At 51.6% G+C, this 22,402-nt stretch carries 21 protein-coding genes; 4 read left to right on the forward strand and 17 right to left on the reverse strand.

The genetic code is table 11. The features are described from left to right. The 14 genes from HNR62_RS03845 to HNR62_RS03910 form a co-directional block, all read right to left on the reverse strand. The gene (locus tag HNR62_RS03845; RefSeq protein WP_204794758.1) at window positions 1-1,182 is read right to left on the reverse strand and encodes a glycosyltransferase; all 1,182 of its coding nucleotides are present in this window, start codon (window positions 1,180-1,182) and stop codon (window positions 1-3) included. Next, window positions 1,179-1,640 (reverse strand): LbetaH domain-containing protein, encoded by a 462-nt coding sequence (locus HNR62_RS03850; RefSeq protein WP_204794759.1) that lies wholly within the window; start codon window positions 1,638-1,640, stop codon window positions 1,179-1,181. Before HNR62_RS03850 ends, HNR62_RS03845 begins: the two co-directional genes overlap by 4 nt. 48 nt (window positions 1,641-1,688) lie before the next feature. Beyond that, window positions 1,689-2,948 (reverse strand): hypothetical protein, encoded by a 1,260-nt coding sequence (locus HNR62_RS03855; protein ID WP_204794760.1) that lies wholly within the window; start codon window positions 2,946-2,948, stop codon window positions 1,689-1,691. Beyond that, complete coding sequence (locus HNR62_RS03860; RefSeq protein WP_204794761.1) at window positions 2,949-3,854, reverse strand: glycosyltransferase; 906 nt, start codon at window positions 3,852-3,854, stop codon at window positions 2,949-2,951. It abuts the gene before it with no gap. Between the two features lie 198 nt (window positions 3,855-4,052). Then, complete coding sequence (locus tag HNR62_RS03865; protein ID WP_204794791.1) at window positions 4,053-5,297, reverse strand: O-antigen translocase; 1,245 nt, start codon at window positions 5,295-5,297, stop codon at window positions 4,053-4,055. After that, a complete protein-coding gene (locus HNR62_RS03870; RefSeq protein ID WP_204794762.1) occupies window positions 5,294-6,412 on the reverse strand; it encodes a DegT/DnrJ/EryC1/StrS family aminotransferase in 1,119 nt (372 codons plus the stop codon). The genes HNR62_RS03865 and HNR62_RS03870 overlap by 4 nt, the downstream gene beginning before the upstream one ends. Then, a complete protein-coding gene (locus HNR62_RS03875) occupies window positions 6,409-6,933 on the reverse strand; it encodes a GNAT family N-acetyltransferase (RefSeq protein ID WP_204794763.1) in 525 nt (174 codons plus the stop codon). Before HNR62_RS03875 ends, HNR62_RS03870 begins: the two co-directional genes overlap by 4 nt. Before the next feature lie 31 nt (window positions 6,934-6,964). Then, on the reverse strand, window positions 6,965-7,492 hold the full coding sequence (locus HNR62_RS03880; RefSeq protein WP_204794764.1) for an acyltransferase: 528 nt from the start codon (window positions 7,490-7,492) through the stop codon (window positions 6,965-6,967). Continuing rightward, on the reverse strand, window positions 7,489-7,878 hold the full coding sequence (locus tag HNR62_RS03885) for a sugar 3,4-ketoisomerase (protein ID WP_204794765.1): 390 nt from the start codon (window positions 7,876-7,878) through the stop codon (window positions 7,489-7,491). The genes HNR62_RS03880 and HNR62_RS03885 overlap by 4 nt, the downstream gene beginning before the upstream one ends. Window position 7,879: 1 nt before the next feature. After that, a complete protein-coding gene (gene rfbA, locus HNR62_RS03890; protein ID WP_204794766.1) occupies window positions 7,880-8,749 on the reverse strand; it encodes a glucose-1-phosphate thymidylyltransferase RfbA in 870 nt (289 codons plus the stop codon). Then, complete coding sequence (gene rfbB / locus HNR62_RS03895; protein WP_204794767.1) at window positions 8,749-9,909, reverse strand: dTDP-glucose 4,6-dehydratase; 1,161 nt, start codon at window positions 9,907-9,909, stop codon at window positions 8,749-8,751. Before rfbB ends, rfbA begins: the two co-directional genes overlap by 1 nt. Continuing rightward, the gene (locus tag HNR62_RS03900; protein ID WP_204794768.1) at window positions 9,909-11,258 is read right to left on the reverse strand and encodes a UDP-glucose dehydrogenase family protein; all 1,350 of its coding nucleotides are present in this window, start codon (window positions 11,256-11,258) and stop codon (window positions 9,909-9,911) included. Before HNR62_RS03900 ends, rfbB begins: the two co-directional genes overlap by 1 nt. A gap of 239 nt (window positions 11,259-11,497) precedes the next feature. Beyond that, window positions 11,498-12,409, reverse strand: a complete 912-nt coding sequence (gene galU / locus HNR62_RS03905; RefSeq protein ID WP_204794769.1) for a UTP--glucose-1-phosphate uridylyltransferase GalU — start codon at window positions 12,407-12,409, stop codon at window positions 11,498-11,500. Beyond that, window positions 12,406-13,209, reverse strand: coding sequence for a Wzz/FepE/Etk N-terminal domain-containing protein (locus HNR62_RS03910; RefSeq protein ID WP_204794770.1), 804 nt, complete (start codon window positions 13,207-13,209; stop codon window positions 12,406-12,408). The genes galU and HNR62_RS03910 overlap by 4 nt, the downstream gene beginning before the upstream one ends. A 531-nt stretch (window positions 13,210-13,740) precedes the next feature. Between HNR62_RS03910 and rcsF the strand changes: the two genes are divergently transcribed. From rcsF to HNR62_RS03930, 4 genes are all read left to right on the forward strand, one after another. Continuing rightward, window positions 13,741-14,109 (forward strand): Rcs stress response system protein RcsF, encoded by a 369-nt coding sequence (rcsF, locus tag HNR62_RS03915; RefSeq protein ID WP_204794771.1) that lies wholly within the window; start codon window positions 13,741-13,743, stop codon window positions 14,107-14,109. 172 nt (window positions 14,110-14,281) lie between these two features. Further along, entirely contained in the window at window positions 14,282-14,986 is a 705-nt protein-coding gene (gene tsaA / locus HNR62_RS03920) for a tRNA (N6-threonylcarbamoyladenosine(37)-N6)-methyltransferase TrmO (RefSeq protein WP_204794772.1), read from the forward strand. Window positions 14,987-15,440: 454 nt separating this feature from the next. Next, the gene (locus HNR62_RS03925) at window positions 15,441-17,159 is read left to right on the forward strand and encodes a proline--tRNA ligase (protein WP_204794773.1); all 1,719 of its coding nucleotides are present in this window, start codon (window positions 15,441-15,443) and stop codon (window positions 17,157-17,159) included. Between the two features lie 675 nt (window positions 17,160-17,834). After that, complete coding sequence (locus HNR62_RS03930; RefSeq protein WP_204794774.1) at window positions 17,835-18,986, forward strand: patatin-like phospholipase family protein; 1,152 nt, start codon at window positions 17,835-17,837, stop codon at window positions 18,984-18,986. 340 nt (window positions 18,987-19,326) lie between these two features. Here HNR62_RS03930 and HNR62_RS03935 read toward each other — a convergent pair. The 3 genes from HNR62_RS03935 to tilS form a co-directional block, all read right to left on the reverse strand. Then, a protein-coding gene (locus HNR62_RS03935; RefSeq protein ID WP_204794775.1) for an IS3 family transposase occupies window positions 19,327-20,488 on the reverse strand; the annotation gives its coding sequence in 2 pieces (ribosomal slippage) (window positions 19,327-20,221 and window positions 20,220-20,488; 1,164 coding nt in all). A gap of 52 nt (window positions 20,489-20,540) precedes the next feature. Continuing rightward, a complete protein-coding gene (locus tag HNR62_RS03940) occupies window positions 20,541-20,912 on the reverse strand; it encodes an endonuclease domain-containing protein (RefSeq protein ID WP_204794776.1) in 372 nt (123 codons plus the stop codon). 6 nt (window positions 20,913-20,918) lie between these two features. Continuing rightward, complete coding sequence (tilS, locus tag HNR62_RS03945) at window positions 20,919-22,226, reverse strand: tRNA lysidine(34) synthetase TilS (protein WP_204794777.1); 1,308 nt, start codon at window positions 22,224-22,226, stop codon at window positions 20,919-20,921. Window positions 22,227-22,402: the final 176 nt, after the last annotated feature.

Here is a 22,402-nt window from a genome sequence, read left to right on the forward strand (position 1 = left end):
TCAATCACAACAATCAGGACAAAAAAACAACTTTTCAAAAAAGCTCTCAATAGAATAGTTTTTAGATCGTTCAAACGATTTATTAGCCATAGCCTGCGCAACCTCCCTATTATCAGCAGCCCATAAGATGGAGCTTAAGAAGTCATTTAAAGATCCAGGCTTGGCGATTAAACCAGCATTACCTCTCAACAATACATTCACACATCCCACATCTGAAGAAATACATAAATTTGATTCAGACATTGCTTCCATCAGTACTCTAGGACCTGTTTCTGACATTGAAGGCATAATAAAAATATCGTGGGAACAATAAAAATCATCCAGTGCCCCTCCATTTGCCACAGCCCCTACAAATTTAACTTCTCCTTCCAAACTCAAAAAGGAAACATATTTTTTAAGATCCTCATAAAGAGGACCGTCACCAACAATGGTGTATTCAAACTGTAAATCGCATCTTACTTTCTTTAACTCACAAAAAACATCCAAAGCAAAATGTAACCCCTTACCATTTTGTAGTCTACTTACTGTTAAAAACTTTATCTTTTCATTTTTTAGGATTACTCGAGGCTTCTTATTATTTAACACTTTGCTAGATATACTACTTTCATACAAAACACGAAGTTTTTTTCTGAGAAAAAAAGGAACGTTACTTTCAATACTAGGGCCATTAGCCGTAGCTTTATTAAAATATGCAGCGATTGATATAAAAATAAACTCCGGATAGAAAATTGCTACTTTAATAATCTTCCTAAAGTATGTAACTCTATCATCATTCAACATAACTTCTATTGGATTAGAAGCATAATGATAATTCAATATTGTTTTTTTCTTTTTAAAAAAACCAGCAAGCCAGGAGAATGGTTCTGGTGTACGAATGTAAACAAAGTCACAGGATCTAGTCAGCTTAAAAAGACCTTTGATAATCCATGGCAGAAAAAAGATAGAGTTTAAATATGATTTAAAATATGGCAAGTTAATGAACTTCACGCTTGCATCGGTAACAAGTTCGTAACCTTGAGGAAAATCAGAGTCAACCTTTAGATAGGACTTTGTTTTGCTAAGTAAATATACACAGCCACTCATACCACAAATAATATCGATATACTTCTTATGAATAGAAGGCAAATAGTATTTATCACCTACTCTTACAACCCCCCAATTACAGTACATACCGACTATCACAAAAAATCTCCCCGAATTACTGAGCATGGAGGTACAAGCTTACCCGCACCCACAACAGAGCCAGCAGTGATGACAGAGTTAGCAGCAATCCAAGAACCTGTTCCGATTGAAATAGCCTCTCTTTTCCCAGGTAAAAATCTGTAGCTATTATTCACCTTATCTTTCCCATGGTTACCATCTACAATAACAACATTCATTGCAATCAAAACTTCATCACCTATATTTATATCTTCTCTAGCCATAATAAATGAATTAGGCCCTATATAAACATCTCTACCACAAGTAATATTCTCTAACCCTCTCAGAACAGCACCGCCTGCAACCTGTAAGTTTTGACCACAATCTTTCATCCCCAAAGAGTAAAACCAACCTCTAAATCGCATAACAATAGGAGCGTCAGGAAGAAAAGAAAAAATAAACCGAACAAAATGGGAATGCAAAAGCAATATATTATGCATAAGTTAAACAACCCAAAATAAAAATACCAAAAATTCAACTCAAAAAAACTAACAACAGTTCAGCCTAACATTCAAATATTTACTAGAAATACCAATGATTGAAATCATTGTTAAAACTGGAAAGCTATCAAAAACAAACAGCCCTTTCAAAAGCAAAACAAATATCATAATGGAAAAAAGAAGTCCGACAAAAAGGGGGGGTGATGAGAAGACACTTAACTTATTGAAACTAAAAAAAAGAGGAGAAAATAAAAAAAACATAAAAACCAAAGCACCTAAAATACCGATTGCGAAAAACAACCTATAATACCCCACATCAGTTTCTTTATAATACCCACCACTTTCAGACCTAAGATTAAAGTCACCCAGCAAACTAAAATCATTCAAACTAAAGCTTGAAAACATAGATATATTCTTTTGCAGCGAACCAGTTTTCAACCCAGAATCAAATAAACTCAGAGACCAGTCAAAAAAAAACAGCAAAAAATCTTCGCTGACAAAAACTAACGCAAAAAAACCAGAAAAAAACAAAACAGCCACAACCAAAAGCAGAAGATTAAGAAAACATCTCAAATTAAATAAATATATATAGAGAATAATAAAAAAAGGAAGCAAAACAAACGAAGTCCTGGCTACTAGGAAAGAAGATAACAATATAAAGGACAATACAAGGTTATCTCTAATTTTTGGTTTATAATTATTATAAAAGACATGAAGCATGTAGAAAAAAGAAAGGAAAATTTGTATAGCAGCAGTAGAGTATGCAGAGAATCCATTAATCCCAACCATTCTCAAGCTCATCATGCTATTAGTAAGACTAATCTCACCATAAAGCCTCTCAATAGTTGACTCTACTACAGAGTGCCAAAAAACCTTAAATGGAGGAAAAATAAACATACCTATAATGAATATAGAATTAATAAAAGCGACTAATCCGAAATTCTTATATATAACACTAACATTATTATTGTAAAACCGAATGATGACAAAGGGGACTACAACTGATGCAATCAAAAAAACAAATGGAAGCCTTAGCATTGAAAGCTCTAATTTATAGGAATTAGCCAATGCTGAAAACAAAAATAACACCGTAAGAAAAAACCAACTTACGGCAATACTCTCGAACTCCTTGTTTATATAAAAACCATAATTAAAAAAACAAAAAAACATCAAAATCAAAAATAAAATTGGCGCCCATACGAAAGATGAAACAGGAAGAAAGTTTAGTTTTGTATTGTAGAAATAAAAAACAAGAAGTATTATAAACAATCCATTTTTAATAGGAGATATTCTCCTTCCATCTTCCATTCAAACCATTCCTCTTATAAACCTATAAAACCTATAAGGAAAAAACAAAAAAGCAAAAACCTTCAATCGGCAATAGGCATTAAGGTTTTTCTCCCGAATTAAAACTGAAACCCCATCAGAAAAATATTTTGTAGCTATAGATTTAGCCCCCATAAACGCAATATTACGCACGGCTTTTTCATAATGAATTGAATATTCAAATCGCTTAATGATCTTCATTCTCTCAGAATGCATTTTTTTTACATTTCGAGACATACTTTCATCATGAACTCTATAATTAACTACTAAGATATCTTTACTAACTAACAGATCGCCACTTTCTGTTAACTTGAGCCACATAAACCAATCTTCTATTGCTATGCTTGGGTCATAACCACCCACTTCTTTAACTCTTTTTGTTTTTAATAATGCGGCTGGAGCAAAAGGTATTCGTTCATGATATATAAGGGATTTAAAATTATGCGTGAAAACTTGTTTTTTTTCACCGACTTTATTTCCACAATCATCAATTAATTCCATCCCACCAAAAACGCCAACTACTTTATCATCTAAACAATCTGAGAATGTCTTCATGAGTTCACTAACTTTCTTAACATTCAATATGTCATCCGAAGCAATGGCTGAAAAATACTCACCCTCACACCATTCCAAAGCTTCATTCAGCGTGGCACACAAACCTTTATTAGGGCGATGACGGAATTCAAACCGTGCAAATCGTTTTTCACACTGCGGCACCATTTTCTGTATTTTCGTTATCGAATTATCTTTTGAGCCATCATCAATGATGATAAGTTCGATATTTTCATAATCTTGTTCAATAACGCTTTTTATTGTTTCCTGTACGTACCCCTCATGATTGTAACAAGGAATGACGACTGAAACTAATGGGAATACTTTATCTTTCACTTTAAACCTTCAAATATTTATCATTTATTAAACTGAAATTAAAAACTAGCAGTTGCCAACTAATTTCAACTCATGCAAAATCACTCGAGTATTAAATTATCAATCATGATTAATAGTTAGCACTTTGATAATGACAAAGAACCCGCTTCCGTGATGAATCAGTAAACTCAACATTGATTAAAGACAGTCGATTGATGTTCACAACACATGCTTATACATTAACGCCATCATCATCAAAAAGTATAGACTGTAATTAATAGAAAAAGCATAGGTAACCCCTACCAATCCAAACTGACTGACAAACAGCAGTGACAGGCCAACAAACAGCACCGAAAACAGGATCTCAGTAATGATAAAAATCTTGGTCATGGCTTTGGCCAACATCAAGTAGGCTAACAACCAAGCAGCAAGTTTGATCACATCTCCAACAAGTTGCCACTTAAAAAGCTCACGCATGGGAGCAAAGTCTTCGGTAAACAGCAGCCAGATAATAAAATCTTTCAGAATAAAAATAATCAAAGCCATGACGATAACAGCTGGCATTATGATTTTATAGCCACCTGCCAGCTCTTTACGCAGTTCGGCTTTATCGGTGATTTCCGATAACCGGGGCAGATAGTAAATGCCAAGCGCCGTGGTCACCACCATCAGATACATGGTGGATATATACCAGATAGCCTGCCAGTAACCAGCCTGCTCCCAGCCCAGGTTTTCACCCAGATAGTTACGGATAATAAGGTGTGATACCGGCACGGTAGCAGCGCTGGTCAGTGCCATGGCGGCATAACCCAGCAGTTTTCTGGCCTCTGTCCGATCAAAACCATGGGTAAAATGGGCCAGCTGTATTACCGAATGGTGGCGCAACATCCACAGTACTATCAGCAATATCACCGACTGGTTGGTAACCATGGCTATCAAAGCACCATCCAACCCCAGCCAGACGATCATGGCTGTGGTAAACACCAGGCTATAGAGGCTCTGGATAATGTTGATGCTGATAAAAGTTTTCACCTCTTTCAGACCGTTTAGGATAGACAGCAGCAACTGGTTGAGCACAAACAGCACTATGGTGATGCCGAAGATCACGAATACATAGGCATATTCGTCGCTTTTCAAGAAGTGCTGCGATGCCATGCTGGCAAACAGAATGATCCCCAGTCCCACCAGCATAGAGGCAGCAAGACCGATCTTGCTGGCGGTACTGAACAGCTGTGGGATGGCCTGACCATCGCGACCATATTCGGCGGTGTATTTGATCACCCCCTGATTAATACCGCCCTGGGCGGCGGACATCACCAGTTGGGTAAAGTTCTGGAATTGCCCCACCAGCGCCAGACCGGATGGACCAATATACAGCGCCACCGCTTTATTAATGACCAGCGCCGAGAGCATTTTTACGGCGGTGGCGATAAAGCTGAGGATTGAGGTTTTAAACAGTGTCATTTGAACATATTTACGGCGGTGATGACCTGGCCCACCAGCTCCAATGACAGAGTAGGCCCCATGGGCAGGCTGAGTACCTGCCGGTGGATAGCTTCCGTCAGAGGATAACTCCGCTGATTCCAAGCGACGTAGGCGGCCTGTTGATGGGGTGGTAACGGATAATGGATTAGGGTCTGAATACCCTGCTCGCTCAAATATTGCTGCAATTCTTCCCGTCGCTCACAACGAACCACAAACAGGTGCCAGACGTGGCTTGTTGAGTGTTGAGTGTTGAGTGTTGAGTGTTGAGTGGGCAGCAGTATTGCCGGGTTGGTAATGCCTTCACTGTAGGCGGCGGCAATGCGGCGACGGTGGGTAATTTCTTCGTCCAGATGACGGAGCTTTACCCGTAGCATAGCGGCCTGCATTTCATCGAGGCGGCTGTTTACGCCTTGATACAAATTTTCGTACTTTTTGTGGCTGCCGTAGTTGCCTAAAGCTTGAATGGTTTTTGCCAGCTCTTCATCATTGGTGGTGACGGCACCGGCATCGCCCAATGCGCCCAGGTTCTTGCCCGGGTAAAAGCTGAACCCGCTGGCATGACCCCAGTTGCCGGCTTTTTTGCCGTTGATGCTGGCACCATGGGCCTGGGCTGAGTCTTCCAGCACCAGCAGGTTATGACGTTCGGCAATATCCATAATAGCGGGCATGTCGGCAAGTTGGCCGTAGAGATGCACCGGCAGAATGGCACGGGTTTTGGGGGTGATGGCCGCTTCGGCCTTTTTGGGGCACAGGTTATAGGTTATTTCATCCGGCTCTACCAGAACCGGCACCAAGCGGTTTTCGGTAATGGCGAGAATGCTGGCAATATAGGTATTGGCGGGTACAATCACCTCGTCCCCTTCCTTCAGCCTGCCCAGCTCTTTCCAGGCACGCAGGGTGAGGGTGAGTGCATCCAGACCATTGGCTACGCCAATGGCGTGCTCGCTGCCGCAGTATTGGGCAAACTCCTGTTCAAAGGCTTTTACTTCCTGGCCCTGAATATACCAGCCGGAATCGATTACCTGGGTGGCGGCCTGGATCAACTGCTCACGATATTGGGCATTGATGGATTTTAAATCTAAAAAAGGGATCATTGTAGCTTCTCTATTAACTTCTCTCTGGCTGCAAGCACGGCTTGCTGAGTGATCTCAAAGTAATAATCCAGTTCATTTTCACCGGTCTGTACTGCGCCCATCTTGGTGTGAAAAGAAATCACTTTTTCGTTACCTTTACGCACATCAAAATGACACTTTTTATAGCCCAACTCGTCAAAACCGAACTGGTACACTAAAAAAGCACTTTCAATTGCAGAAAAACGTGTTTTGTCCTCGTTAAGAATCCAGCTTCCCCAGCAAAATGAGTCTGGCTTTAAATCGTACACTCTTACTGTGCCGCAAGGAGTACCATCCAGCCGTTCAATAATAAAGTAAAATTGCTTTTTATTAGCCTCATCTACTTTATATTTCTGTATCCAGTCTTTCTGTGCCTGAACATCAGTATTTACGCTAGATAAAAACTGATTATAACGTTCATCAAGGCGCAGCTTTAAAATAAACTCCGCATCGGACTCTTCAACAAAGCGCATCTTTATTGTTTTGCTGATTAACTTGTTCATGCTGCTTTCCTTGCAGCATAAAAGTTGCTAGCTAGTCGTGTCGTGTCGTGTCTTTATCGTTCTGAATTTCTATCACTTGGCAAGCTTTGTTAATTTCTTTATTAATAAAACGAATCACCTTTGCAGGATTACCTACCACTACTGCGTGTGCAGGTACGTTTCTGGTTACTACAGCCCCCGCCCCCACCATGGCGTATTCACCTATGGTAATGCCAGGCAGCAAGGTTGCATTGGCACCAATGCTGGCGTTGCGCTTGATGGTGATGCCTGAGAAGGACTCAGGGTATTCCTTAGAGCGCGGGTAGGGGTCATTGGTGAAAGTAACATTTGGGCCGATGAAGGCATCATCCTCAATACGGGTGCCATCCCATAGCTGTACGCCTGATTTCAACGTCACTCTGTCACCGATAATCACATCCCCCTCAATGAGAGTTTGGGCGCAAATGTTACAATCTTTTCCCAGTTTTGCGCCATTCAGGATGACCACAAACTGCCAGACCCTTGTGCCCTCACCTATGGATGAGTCAGCCACATCGGCCAAAGGGTGGATGAAGCTCATGCGTTCACCTCTTTGATGAAATCTTCATAATTACGAATATAATCCGCTTCATCGTAATGTTCACTGGCCAATACCAGCAATACGCAGTCCGGGCTAAAGTCATGCATGGTGCCCCACACCATCGCATCCTGAAAAAGCCCTTTGTTAGGTTCATTCAGGTCATAGGTTGAGTTTTCTGAACCATCATCCAGCGTCACCTTGCAGGAGCCGTTGACGGCTATCAGATACTGTTTGGTTTGATGATGAGAATGATTCCCTCGCGGCACATTCGGCTGAGTGCCAAAGATATAAAAAACACGTTTAATATCAAAAGGAACTGAATTCGCACCTTCTAGTGCGACTAACTGGCCTCGATGATCACCTAAAACTCTATGAGTTGTTATCATTTTATTCTTCCTCTACCAGCGCAAGCAGGTACTGGCCATAACCGTTTTTGCTAAGTTGCTGCCCCGCTTCCATTAGCTGACCGGCGCTCAGCCAGCCGTTATTAAAGGCAATCTCTTCCAGGCAGGCTACTTTCAGCCCCTGGCGATGTTCTATCGTTTGCACAAAGGCACTGGCCTCCAACAGACTGTCATGAGTACCGGTGTCCAGCCAGGCAAATCCCCTGCCCAGCAATTCAACCTGCAAGTCGCCCCGCTCCAGATACACCTGGTTGATGCTGGTGATTTCCAGCTCGCCACGGGGCGAGGGTTTCACCTGTTTGGCAATTTCAATGACATCGTTATCGTAGAAATAGAGGCCGGTCACCGCATAGTTGGATTTTGGCTGCACGGGCTTTTCTTCAATCGATACCGCCCGTTGACTGGCATCAAACGCCACTACGCCAAAGCGGTGCGGGTCTTTTACCTGATAACCAAATACGGTGGCACCCTTGGCCCTCCGGCTCACTTCACGCAGTTTGGGGGTAAAGCCCTGACCGTAGAAGATATTATCACCCAGTACCAGGCAGACATTGTCGTCACCGATAAAGTCTTCACCGATAATAAACGCCTGGGCCAGACCATCCGGGCTGGGTTGTTCTGCATAGCTCAGGCTAATGCCAAAGTCACTGCCATCTCCCAGCAGCTTCTGGAAATTGGGCAGATCTTCGGGGGTAGAGATAATCAACACCTCACGAATACCGGCCAGCATGAGCACCGACAGCGGATAGTAGATCATCGGCTTGTCATAGATGGGCAGCAGCTGTTTGGACACTCCCCTAGTGATGGGATAAAGCCGGGTGCCGGAACCACCAGCCAGAATTATTCCTTTCATCAAGCTACTCCCAATCGTTCACGTTGATAGCTGCCATCCTGTACTCGCTGGCACCATTCCAGATTGTTTAAATACCACTGCACGGTTTTGCGAATACCGGACTCGAAGGTTTCCTGCGGTTTCCAATCCAGTTCCCTTTCGATTTTGGCGGCGTCGATGGCGTAGCGGCGGTCGTGGCCGGGTCTATCACCAACGTGAGTGATCAGGTTTTTGTAGGAGAGAATGTGTTCGCGATCTACCGTACTGCTTGAGTCCAAATTTATCGCGGATAAATCCGCTCCTACCACAGGTCGAAGCTCATCCAGCAGTTCGCAAATGGTCTGAACTACTTCCAGGTTGGTTTTCTCATTGTGGCCGCCGATGTTGTAGGTTTCGCCGGGTTGGCCCTGGGTTGCTACCAGGTATAAAGCGCGGGCGTGGTCTTCTACATAGAGCCAGTCGCGGATTTGGTCGCCTTTGCCGTAGATGGGCAGTGGCTTGCCTTCCAGCGCATTAAGGATCACCAGCGGAATGAGTTTTTCCGGGAAATGGTAAGGGCCATAGTTGTTGGAGCAATTGGTGACAATAGTTGGCAAGCCATAAGTGCGCAGCCAGGCCCGCACCAGATGATCGCTGGATGCTTTGGAAGCAGAGTAAGGGCTGCTGGGGGCGTAGGCAGTGCTTTCGGTAAACAAAGGTAAGCTCGCAGGGTTCCCACGCAGAGCATGGGAACCAGAAACTGTAGTGTCGTTCGGGTGCGGCAAGTCACCGTAGACTTCATCGGTGCTGATATGGTGGAAGCGAAACACCTGCTTGCGTTCATCGTCCAGCTCCTGCCAGTAGCTACGCGCCACCTCCAGCAGGGTGTAGGTGCCCACTATATTGGTTTCTATAAAGGCGGCGGGGCCGTCGATGGATCTGTCCACATGGCTTTCCGCCGCCAGATGCATAACGGCATCGGGCTGATGCTCGGCAAATACCCGCTCCAGCTCAGTGCGATCGCAGATATCCACCAGCTCAAAGGTGTATCGATCCGAGTCACTCACTTCCGCCAGGCTTTCCAGGTTGCCGGCGTAGGTGAGCTTGTCCACATTGACCACAGCATCCTGGGTGTGGTGGATAATATGGCGAATAACGGCCGAGCCGATAAAACCGGCACCGCCGGTAACCAGAATCTTCATTAAGAACGCCCTACCGAATAATAAGTAAACCCTTTTTTGCTCATGCGCTTGGGCTCAAACAGGTTGCGGCCGTCAAAAATAACCGGCTGGGCAAGCTGTTGTTTGATCAGGCCGAAGTCCGGCGCTTTAAAGTTCTGCCACTCGGTCACAATTACCAGGGCGTCTGCGTTATTGAGTACGGATTCCTTGGTGCCACACAGGGCAAGCGGTGGATGCCCGCCCTCAACGGCATGACATTTGTCGGCATAAATGCGCTGGGCTTCTTCCATCGCTGCCGGATCATAGGCCTGCACCCGGGCGCCAGCTGCCCACAGGGCCTCCATCAATACCCGGCTGGGGGCTTCGCGCATATCGTCGGTATTGGGCTTGAAGCTCAGGCCCCACAGGGCGAAGGTTTTGCCGGCCAGGTCGCCGTTGAAGTGTTTGCTGATATTTTGGAACAGGGTGGTTTTCTGCTGGTTGTTGCGCGCTTCTACCGCCTTGAGCACCTGGGCGTCGAAGTCGATGCCCTCGGCGGTGCGGATCAATGCCTGCACATCCTTGGGAAAGCAGGAGCCGCCGTAGCCGACGCCGGGGTAGATAAAGTGGTAGCCAATACGCGGGTCGGAGCCGATGCCGTGGCGCACCATTTCGATATCCGCGCCCAACTGTTCGGCCAGGTTGGCCATTTCGTTCATAAAGCTGATTTTGGTGGCCAGCATGCAGTTGGCTGCGTACTTGGTCAGCTCGGCACTGCGCACGTCCATTACGATTACTTTTTCGTGGTTGCGGTTAAAGGGCGCATACAGCTCGCGCATCAGCTCTTCTGCCTGTTCGCTATGGGTGCCGATGATAATGCGATCCGGTTTCATACAGTCGGCCACCGCCGAGCCTTCTTTGAGGAATTCCGGGTTGGAGACCACGTCAAAGCCGAGATCTTCACGGCCCTTGTGGGCCAGCACCTCGGCGATTTTGGCGCTCACCTTGTCGCCGGTGCCGACCGGTACTGTGGATTTATCCACCACTACCTTATGACCTTGCATATGGGTGGCGATGGTTTCGGCCACCTTGAGCACGTATTGCAGATCGGCGGAGCCGTCTTCATCGGGCGGGGTGCCGACCGCGATAAACTGGATATCGCCATGTTGCACGCCCTGCTCGGCATTGGTGGTGAAGTCAAGGCGGCCGGCGGCGTGATTCTGCTTGACCAGGTTGTCCAGCCCCGGCTCATAGATGGGGATAATGCCTTGTTTGAGCTTGTCTACCTTGGTCTGGTCTATATCCACGCAGATAACATGGTGGCCGACTTCTGCCAGCACGGCGCCTTGCACCAGGCCAACGTAGCCGGTGCCGAATACGGTTACTTTCATTGGTTTGTTCGCTTTATTTGAGTTTGTTTATCAATTTGCGGGCCAGGTGCTGGCTTATTGCCGGTGCCCGGTGGCACTTCGAATAAATTCGAGCCTACAAATAGCCTGCTGCGCAGGCTCCGCCGACTAAAGTGGCGGCTACATAAAAGCTGGATTCCCGTCCCCGCCTACGCGAGGATGACGTTCCTTCGCGGGAATGACATATTTATGAACGCGGGAATAAGGAGCCAGACGAGCAGCTAGGAGGCTTGTTCCTGGTCGATTGAAATCGACCCTACGTGATTCTGTAGATACTGGGTGAAGGCCTGGCCCAGCTCCGGGTGGCGCAGGGCATATTCCACGTTGGCTTGCATATAGCCCAGTTTGCTGCCGCAGTCATGGCTTTTGCCGACGATGCTGTAGGCTTCTACCTGCTCTTGCTCCATCAGTGCCGCTATGGCATCGGTGAGCTGAATTTCATCGCCGGCACCGGGAGCGGTTTGGGCCAGTAACGGCCAAATGGCCTGGCTCAGTACATAGCGGCCGACCACCGCCAGGTTGGAGGGAGCGTCTTCCTGCTTTGGCTTCTCTACTACGGCGGTCATGAGTTTGCTCTCGCCGCTTTGCAGCTTGTGGCCCATGCAGTCGGCAATACCGTATTGGCTTACTTGATCTTGCGCGACCGGCTCTACCATTATCTGGCTGCGTTGAGTGTCGTTGAAGCGGCTTAGCATCTGGGCCAGGTTGTCTTGGCTCAAATCGCTTTGGGCATCGTCAATTAACACGTCCGGCAATATCACCACACAGGGGGCGTCACCCACCAGCGGATAGGCGCACATTACCGCGTGACCCAGGCCTTTGGCCACGCCCTGGCGCACATGCATAATGGTTACGTCACTTGGGCAGATGGCGCGTACTTCGTCCAGCAGCTGTCGCTTTACCCGTTTTTCGAGCGTGGCTTCCAGCTCGAAGCTGGTATCGAAATGATTTTCGATGGAATTTTTGCTGGAATGGGTAACCAGAATAATTTCTTTAATGCCGGCAGCAATGGCTTCGCTTACCACATATTGAATAAGTGGCTTGTCCACGATGGGCAGCATTTCTTTGGGAATGGCTTTGGTGGCGGGCAACATGCGGGTGCCCAAGCCGGCGACGGGGATGATGGCTTTCATTCGGTTTCTTCCTGCAAACTTGCACACAGCTGACCAATAAACTCACGCACAAATACCGCCATTACTGCCAGCATAGCCCCCAGCATCAGGCCCAGCGCCAGTACCAGCGTTTTACTGATGCCTTTGGTTTGCAGGCTCTGATTGGCAATGGCGAACACGGTGCCTTTTTGAAAGTTGTTAATCTGGGCCTGCAGGCCGTTGATGGTGCCGGTGAAGCTGGCAATCAGCTCACCGCTATTGGCGAGGGCTGCTTTTTTAACCAGCTCTATCTGTGCTCTGGCGGCGCCTATCTGTTGTTGCAGTAGTTCAACACGGTGGTTGATGTGGGCATCCTGCTCGCCTTTCAACCGTGCGGTAATGGCGCCGTGTAGTTCCTGCACCAGAGATTCATTGTCTTCTACCGTCTGGCTGGTAATGGTAATCAGGCTGGAGCCTTTGGGGTTGCTGATGTTGAGTTTGAAGGGCACGGTTTCAAGCTGGTGACGCGGTAAAAAGTCACGCACCACGGTCGGTATATAAAGGTTATCTACCTTGGTCTGCAGGCCGGCAGCGCTTTCCAGCGGCGTTTCGGCATTAACTTCAGCAATAGTATAAATGGTGGTGTATTCATATTTTTGCGGCATGGCCAGCGCAAACGCCAGTGCGGCGGCAAGGGTGAACACAAACACCAGTGCCATCAGCTTCCAGCGTTTGACCAGGGTTTTGACCAGATCGACCAGCGAGATTTCGTCATCTCTGTAGGCGTAGGGGGGCAGAGGTTGACTAAAACGTGCATCTTGCGGGAATGGTGGTTGGCTCATATCGCTTCTTCTGATTGTCTTGTCGTTGGATTGATGGTGTTTTTTACTGTGGGCACGCTACCGCCCTTAGGGTTCAGTTGGCCATTCCCCCAGGGCGCCTGTCTGCACTGGTGTTTCTGCTCTATCTGTTTGTCAAAGCGCCAAAAAATTGCATTCTGCAACACATTGGCACCTTGCAAGCAAAGGCGCATAAGTCTACTGGATTTGGCGGGGGGATAAAACCTTTCCTTTAGCATGGGTACGGGGGTCGATGTCGATTCGGAGTGCGCAGCAACACCCCCTCCCTGCCTCCCCCTGGGGATAATCTGCTGCTATGCCTGTGGTTCCGCTGCCAAGGGGGAGGAGAAGTTCGGCGTCGTTCCGAAGTATGCAGCACCCCGCTGGTATTCTGGCAGCCTGAAGGTACAGGGAGGGCACCCTGGTCGAATGAATTCGACTCTTCATCAGCCATTTACCCCGATTTTATTCGACCTTCTACGGTGCCTTGTGCAGAATAAGGTCAGCTTTTTTTCTGACTTAAGGACTTGTCTTATGCGTCTTCTCGGGGTTTCTCTGCTGGCGGTTGCGTTGTCTGGTTGTGCTGGCTGGGGCTTTAACAGCAATGTGTCACCCGATGGCATCAAGGATTATTACAAGGGCGACGGGGTGCGGCTGTACAGCAAGGCCGAGCTGGAAGGCGTGAATTACCTCACCCTGGGTTCGGTGGAAGGTGAAGCCTGCCAGATAAAGGCCGATGAGGCGCCCCCCAAGGAGGCGGATGCACGCGCCAGTGTGCGTCGCAGGGCGGCGGACATGGGTGCCAACGGCCTGCTGCTGGATCGCTGTATTCGTTTCGATGATATGCCCGGCTGTATCGAGCAGGTGCTGTGCAGCGGGCAGGCATTGAAGGTCGGTAAGTAACTTGTGAGGGGTGAGGGGTGAGGGGTGAGGGGTGAGGGGTGAGCAAGGCTCGCCTCCACGCCGGAGCGTAGGAACAACAAAACCGTACAAGACTCGGTTTCAACAATGGCAGCAATGCTCATCAATACATGATTTGCCCGGATAAATCCGGGCCTACAATTGGATACCCCTTATGACCTCCATTCATCTGGATCCCATCGGCATTATTCGCTCACCCTATAAAGAGAAGTTTGCGGTGCCGCGCCAGCCGGGGCTGGTGAGCAGTGCCCGGGCCCGGTTGGAGATGCTGCCGCCCTACAACGAGCCCAGCGCCTTTCGAGGCCTGGCCGAGTTCAGTCACCTGTGGCTGGTATTCGTGTTTCACCAGACTCAGGACAAGGGCTGGAACCCCACGGTCCGCCCGCCGCGCCTAGGCGGTAACGAGCGGGTAGGCGTTTTTGCCACCCGCTCCACCTTCAGGCCCAATCCGCTGGGGCTCTCTGTGGTGAAGCTGCACGACATGTGCAAGGAAGGCAACAAGGTATGGCTGGAGCTGGGCGGCGTCGATCTGGTCGACGGCACTCCTATCGTCGACATCAAGCCCTATCTGCCCTGGGCCGATGCGGTGCCCGATGCCCACGGCGGTTTTGCGCCGGCGCCGCCGGACATCAGCATGGAGGTGCACTTCAGCCCCGCCGCCGAGCAGGCCTGCGCCCGTTCCGACATTCCCGATTTGCAGCAGTTCATTACCGAGGTGCTGGTGCAGGATCCGCGCCCGGCCTACAAGCGCAATGGCGAACAATGGCAGCAATATGGGGTACGGCTGTATCACTACAATGTTCGTTACGAGGTGCTGGGGCGTTTGACGCGGGTGTTGAGCATAGAGAATGAAGGGTGAAAGCAGGAAACCAGCGGAACATGTAAACATTTTGCAGTAACCCCTCCCCAGCCCTCCCCTTGCGTTGCACCCCGCTGTTATTCTGAAAATCCGGAGTCAAGGGGAGGGAGAAAACCGAACGCCAAGCTCGAATACTGGCGCCAGACAGCCCCTCCCCCTTGGCGGCGGGTTCACAGGTATAACGGCGACTTCTCTTCAAGGAAAAGCCGCTAGGGGGAGGCTGGGAGGGGGTGTCGCTTTGTGCCTGATCGCCGAACCGACAACAAGACGCCGTGCCGTAACCCCTCCCCAGCCCTCCCCTTGCGTAGCACCCCGCTGTTATTCTGAGATTTTCAAGTCAAGGGGAGGGAGCTGCACAGCCTCCCTCTTCCTTTAACGGGGCTTCTGCCTGACCGGCCCCCCTGCTACAATCTCTTTCTTTAACGGATTTTAAAAATCAACAAGGTTTAAGCGCATGCGTACCACTCAATACTTGCTTTCCACCCTCAAAGAGACCCCGAGCGATGCCGAGGTGATCAGTCACCAGCTGATGCTGCGCGCGGGCATGATCCGCCGGCTGGCATCCGGCCTGTACACCTGGTTGCCCAGTGGCCTGCGGGTATTGAACAAGGTCGCCGCCATAGTGCGGGAAGAAATGAATCGTGCCGGCGCGGTAGAAATGCTGATGCCGGTGGTGCAACCCGCCGAGCTGTGGCATGAAACCGGCCGCTGGGACAAGTTCGGCCCCGAGCTGCTGCGCATCAAGGATCGTCACGACCGTGCCTTCGTGCTGGGCCCGACCCATGAAGAAGTCATCACCTCCATGGTGCGTAACGAGGTGTCTTCCTACAAGCAACTGCCGCTGAACCTGTATCAGATCCAGACCAAGTTCCGTGACGAAGTGCGCCCCCGTTTCGGCGTGATGCGCTCGCGCGAGTTCATCATGAAGGATGCCTACTCCTTCCATACCAGCCTGCAGAGTCTGGAGCAGACCTACGACGACATGTATCAGGCCTACAGCCGGATCTTCGAGCGTATGGGGCTGGACTTCCGCGCCGTACTGGCCGACACCGGCGCCATCGGTGGCAGTGCCTCGCACGAATTCCACGTGCTGGCCCAGAGCGGTGAAGACGACATTGCCTTCTCTACCGAGTCCGATTACGCCGCCAACATCGAAATGGCCGAGGCCGTGGCGCCCAAAACCACCGCCGATGCCGCCACCCAGGAGCTGAGCCTGGTCGATACCCCCAATGCCAAGACCATCGCCGAGCTGGTGGAGCAATTCGGGCTGGATATCGAGAAAACCGTCAAGACCCTGCTGGTGAAGGCCGCCGAGGATCAGGACGCCCCCCTGGTAGCCCTGATGGTGCGTGGCGATCACGAGCTGAACGAAATCAAGGCCGAAAAGCTGCCCATGGTTGCCAGTCCGCTGACCTTCGCCACCGAAGAAGAAATTCGTGCCATCGTCGGCGCCGGCCCCGGCTCCCTGGGCCCGCTGAAGATGCCGGTACCCGTGGTGGTGGATCGTGCCGTCGCCGTGATGAACGACTTTGGCGCCGGTGCCAACATCGAGGACAAGCACTACTTCGGCATCAACTGGGGCCGGGATCTGCCGCTGCCGCAGGTGGCCGATTTGCGTAACGTCAAGGAAGGCGACCCCAGCCCCTGTGGCAAGGGCGTGCTGCAAATCAAACGCGGCATCGAAGTGGGCCACATCTTCCAGCTGGGCAACAACTACTCCAGCAAGATGAACGCCACCGTGCTGAACGAAGCAGGCAAGTCCACGGTACTGGAAATGGGCTGCTACGGCATCGGCGTATCCCGCATCGTGGCCGCCGCCATCGAGCAGAACCATGACGATCGCGGCATCATCTGGCCAGAAGCCCTGGCGCCCTTCCAGGTCGCCATCATCCCCATGAACATGCACAAGTCCCAGCGGGTGAAGGAAGTGGCCGAGCAGCTGTATAGCGAGCTGACCGCCGCCGGCATCGAAGTGCTGTTCGACGACCGCAAAGAGCGCCCGGGCGTGATGTTTGCCGACATGGAGCTGCTGGGCGTGCCCCACAGCATCGTCATCGGCGATCGCGGACTGGACAACGGCGTGGTGGAATACAAGACCCGCCGCGGTGGCGACAAGTCCGAAGTGGCCATCGACGAGATCAAAGCTCAGCTGACTCAAGCCATTAACGCGTGAGGAGTGAGGGGTAAAAAACGACACCTCGGCTTCTGCTTCCGATGAAAATAAAAACGGCGCCGTGTGATACGGCGCCGTTTTTATTTTAGCTCCTCCCCCTTGGCAGTGGAGATACAGGCACAACAGGGGGTCATCGCCAGGGGGAGGCTGGGAGGGGGTGTCACTTTGGACCTGATCGCCGAACCGACAACAAGACGCTGTGCAGTAACCCCTCCCCAACCCTCCCCTTGCGTTGCAGCCCGCTGTTATCCTGACATTCCCGAGTCAAGGGGAGGGAGCAAACTGGCGTCACATTCGAAGATCTGCACCGGACAGCTCCTCCCCCTTGGCTGCGGGGTCACAGATACAGTCCTGGGTTTTCGCGAGGGGGAGGTTGGGTGGGGGTGTCACTTCGACCAAGACATCAGGCCTGCGGAATATGTGAACATCCTGCAGTAACCCCTCCCCAGCCCTCCCCTTGCGTTGCACCCCGCAGTTATCCTGACATTCCCGAGTCAAGGGGAGGGAGCTGTTTTTCCCCTCCCCCTTGGCACCGGGATCACAGGCATGGCAGCGGAGTCTCGCCAGGGGGAGGCTGGGAGGGGGTGTCACTTTGACTCTGGCATTTAAACTGCGATACAGGCCTTTCTGCCCGGGAACCAGGCACTTATACTGAACCAAAAGGGAGGGGCATTGATGGAGCAAGAAGAAAGCAACGCCTGCGCGCTGGTGCTGACCGGAGGCGGTGCCCGGGCGGCGTATCAGGTGGGGGTGCTCAAGGCCATTTCCGAGTGCTATCCCCGCGGGCAACCCATTCCCTTCCCCATTCTGTGCGGCACCTCGGCCGGCGCCATCAACGCCACGGCCCTGGCCTGCTATGCCTCCTGTTTCCATCTTGGGGTACGCAAGCTGGAATACGTCTGGCGTCATCTGCATACCGAAGATGTGTTGCGGCTACAGGCCGGCAGAATTATCACCCACTCCCTGAAAAGCCTGATCTCCGGACTGCTGGGGCGACCCACCCAGATGGCCCTGCCGCTGTTCGACAACAGCCCGCTGGAGCGGTTGCTGGAAAAACTAATCGACTTTCAGCGTATCGACAACAACCTGCTCTACGGCGCACTGGAAGTACTGGCCGTCACCGCCTCCAACTACAACACCGGCGACTCCACCACCTTTTTTCAGGGCCGGCCCTACCATCAGCCCTGGGCCCGGGTTGGTCGTTCCGGTCGTTCGGCCATTATTACACCGCCGCACCTGCTGGCCAGCAGCGCCCTGCCCTTTATCTTTCAGCCCAGCCGACTGCAGAACCATCACTATGGTGACGGCTCCATTCACCAGCTCAATCCGCTGAGCCCGGCCATTCATCTGGGGGCCAACCGTATTCTTATTGTCAGCCTGGCATCGGACGAAGCCGGCTCCGGTACCCTGCCCTGCGACCCCAGCAGCTCGGACATTGCCGGTCATTTGCTGGATACCATCTTCACCGACGCCCTCACCTCGGACATAGAGCGGTTGCAGCGTATCAACAGCACCATACGGCTGGTGCCGGAGCGCAAACGGGCGCAACTGTCGCTACGCCATATCGACAATCTGGTGCTGAAACCCAGCCAAAATCTGGATGTGCTGACCCGCAAGCATTTTTACAGGCTGCCGTTCAATATTCGCTCCCTGCTGCGGCTGTTTGGCGTCGACGCCGGGGATGCCACCGGCCTGGCCAGCTTTCTGCTGTTCGAGCAGGATTATTGCCGCGAGCTGATTGATCTCGGCTATCAGGACACCCAGCCCCGCCTGGAAGAAATCTGTCATTTTCTGGCGGTAGAGCCGAGATTGAAGAAAACCGGGTGAGACATGCCGGTATTCTGCCGTAACCCCTCCCCAGCCCTCCCCTTGCGTTGCACCCCGCTGTTATTCTGTCAACCCCGAGTCAAGGGGAGGGAGCAAACCTGCGCCCAGTTTGAAGCTCGGCGCCGATCTGCCCCTCCCCCTTGGCAGCGGGGATACAGACATAACGGAAGGGGCTCGCCAGGGGGAGGCTGGGTGGGGGTGCTGCTTTTAGTTCTTGCGTTGCACCCCGCTTGTTGTTCTGCCAACCCCGAGTCAAGGGGAGGGAGCAGCCCGACTCTGAGTTCAAAAATCGGCGCAGATCATGAAGCAGTGTGTAGTGGTCAAGTAAAACTGGACACGGTTATGAGTTGCTAACCTGTAGCAACCGTTCTGACTCCACCGGCGTAAGATAGCCGTTATAGCTGTGCGGGCGTACCTGGTTGTAATACCGCATCAGATAGTCCGCTATATCAGCCTGTGCTTCGCTCAAGTTACTGTACCCTGTCGGCGGTATCCATTCGGTTTTCAGGCTTCTGAACACCCGCTCCATTGGCGAATTATCCCAACAATTTCCCCGGCGGCTCATGCTCTGGATAAATTGATAACGCCAGAGCTGTTGCCGAAACATCAGGCTGCCATATTGGCTGCCCTGGTCGGAATGAAACAGCACACCGTTGGGACGACCTCGCGTCTGGTAGGCCATGTCCAACGCACGACAGACCACAGTACTATCGGCGTTGGCTGAGAGCGCCCAACCGACCACTCGACGGGAAAACAGGTCGAGCACCACCGCCAAATAAACCCAACCTGCTCCCGCCCAGATGTAAGTGATATCGCCACACCACACCTGATTAGGGGCAGTCACGGCAAACTGACGGGCAAGGCGGTTGGGAATATCTGGTCTGGCCTGGCTCTGGCCGCCATACCGATGCCGCTTGGAAGGCTGCTTACTGACCACTCCCGCCTCCGCCATCAAGCGGCTTGCTTTATAGCGACCCACCTGTTCGCCCTCGGCCTTCAGCGATTGCGACAGAGTACGTGCCCCGGCAGCCCCCCGGCTCGCCCGGTGCAGGTCGACCAAGCGGCCCCTGAGACGCTGTCGGTCAGGATCTAGCCGTTGACCTCGCTTGAGGGCCGCATAGTAACTACTGCGATTGACGCCGAGTACCTCACAGACCACATCAATGGGGTAGCTCTCTTTCAAGTGGTCTATCTGCGCGACGGCGGTATCGAGTCGGACATCAAGAGAGCCGTGGCTTTTTTAAGATTTCTTTCTCCATTTCCAGGCGCTTGATGCGGTCTTCCAGGTCTTGGATTTTTTGCTGTTCCGGTGTCAATGCCTTGCCTGTGGGTGTGATACCTTCACGCTCTTGCTGAAGTTGTTTAACCCAGTGGCGCAAACTGGTTTCCCCCACATCCATGGCTCGGCAAGCCTCTGCTATCGAATAATGCTGGTCGAGTACGAGACTGGCCGTTTCCATTTTGAAGGCTGGCGAAAAGGCACGTCGATTCTTCTTGGTCATGAACACCTCTATCTGCGGTAGGTCATTCTACCGCGTTAATGAGTGTCCAGAATCATTGAACCACTACAGTGTTTATATGAGCAGAAATCACCGTCAACACACCGTCGATGTTATCCATCACCTCCCGATTGGTAAAACGTAATACTCGGATATTCAATGAGACAAAATAGTCATCTCGCAGTTGATCGTGCCTGATCGCATCATCGTCAGCAAAGTGGCTGTCACCGTCTATTTCGATGACCAGCTTTAACCGGGCGCAATAAAAGTCCGCAATATAGGGCCCGATGCCATGCTGGCGACGGAATTTAGTGCCCAATTGTCCGGCTCGCAGGCGACGCCAGAGCCGTTGTTCCGGTTCGGTCAACTCTCGCCGCAAGTTTCGCCTGAATGCTTTTTGCCCGCTGCGATTGAATATTCGGCCCATAGGTTGTCACTCCATCTTCCACTCCAGCCGCCAGCCGGGTTGGTCGGGCTCGGGGGTGTAATCTTTACATACAAACAGACCAATGGCGGCGACCAGTTCCGTGCCCTGCATCAATAGCGGGATCTGCGGTCTTTGCCAGGGGGGGATGCCGTATTCCTGCCACAGTTTTTTCAGTGGCCGAGAGCCAGATCGGCCGGCCGGTCGAGCGCGAAGGCCGGGAACCTGAAAGGCGATGTGCAATTGCTCCGGAGCCAGATCGGCCACAAGGTCGGCACCCTGGGTGACGGGGCCGAGCCGTAGCTGGCCCACACCGCAATGCTGCCATTCGCCCGCTCCCAGGTTCGCCAGAGGCCGGGGTGTGACACCGTTGCTCGGCAGGTAGAGAAACCCCTGATAGCGGCGGATACAGCGTGTTCCGAGCCGCACTTCCGGCTCGGCATCGGCACGGGCCAGCGCCAGCTCTTGCCAGATAGCCTGCAACTGGCGGCGACTACTGTGAATAGCCTCCAATTCCAGCCAGTGGCGCAATACATTGTGCCGCCGGGCCCGGCTCAGGGTCTGCAGGCCGGTAATCGACACACCTCCGGCCGGGTTCAGCAAGCCGGGCAAATCGGTTTCGGCCAACTCGGCTGCCAGCTCCATCTGTTCGGCGCACAGCTCGGCGCTGCGAGCCAGAGTACGGTTGAAGGAAGGCCACTGTTGCAGCAAGGGCGGCAGGATGCGGTTGCGCAGAAAGTTGCGGTCGAAGTCGTCGTCGGCATTGCTGGGATCCTCCACCCAGCTCAGGCTCTGCTCACGAGCAAAGGTGTCCAGTTGCTGTCGCGAACAGGCCAGCAAGGGCCGCCACTGTTCGCCCGGATCGAACGGCTTGCGCATGGGCATGGCCGCCAGCCCTGCCACGCCTGCGCCGCGCTTCAGCGCCAGCAACAGGGTCTCGGCCTGATCGTCCAGGTGGTGGCCGGTCAGCAGTATCTCGCCGGGCTGCATGGCGCCGGCCAATGCGTGATAGCGGGCCTTGCGTGCGGCGGCCTCCAGACTGACTCTGGGCCCCAGTTCGACCTGAACCCTGATGGTCTCGCAGGCTACGCCCAGCGATTCCGCCACCCGGGCACAATGGGCCGGCCAGGGCTCGGCCGCCGCCTGCAGACCGTGGGCAATGTGCACCGCTCGCACCGCCCTGCCCTGCTCCCGGGCCAAACGTGCGGCCAGTGCCAGCAGCACGGTCGAGTCCAGCCCGCCGCTGAAGGCCACCAGCAGCCCGGTGTCGGGTGTCAGGTCGGCGGTGTGGCGGCAAAATTCGGTGTATAGATCCATGAGCAGGCCCTGAAGAAAGGAGAAAAAGGCGGTAGGTAGAGGATAAGCTAAAAAAGGGCCGTGCTGTAACCCCTCCCCAACCCCTGAGGGATCCCCACAATTTTTGGCACTCAACACGCATAATTTTTGCTCATTTCATCATAGGCCTCGGCAAGATCTTGTTCACTGAACTGGTA

It is taken from the genome of Oceanisphaera litoralis (assembly GCF_016907015.1).
GTDB lineage: Bacteria > Pseudomonadota > Gammaproteobacteria > Enterobacterales > Aeromonadaceae > Oceanimonas > Oceanimonas litoralis.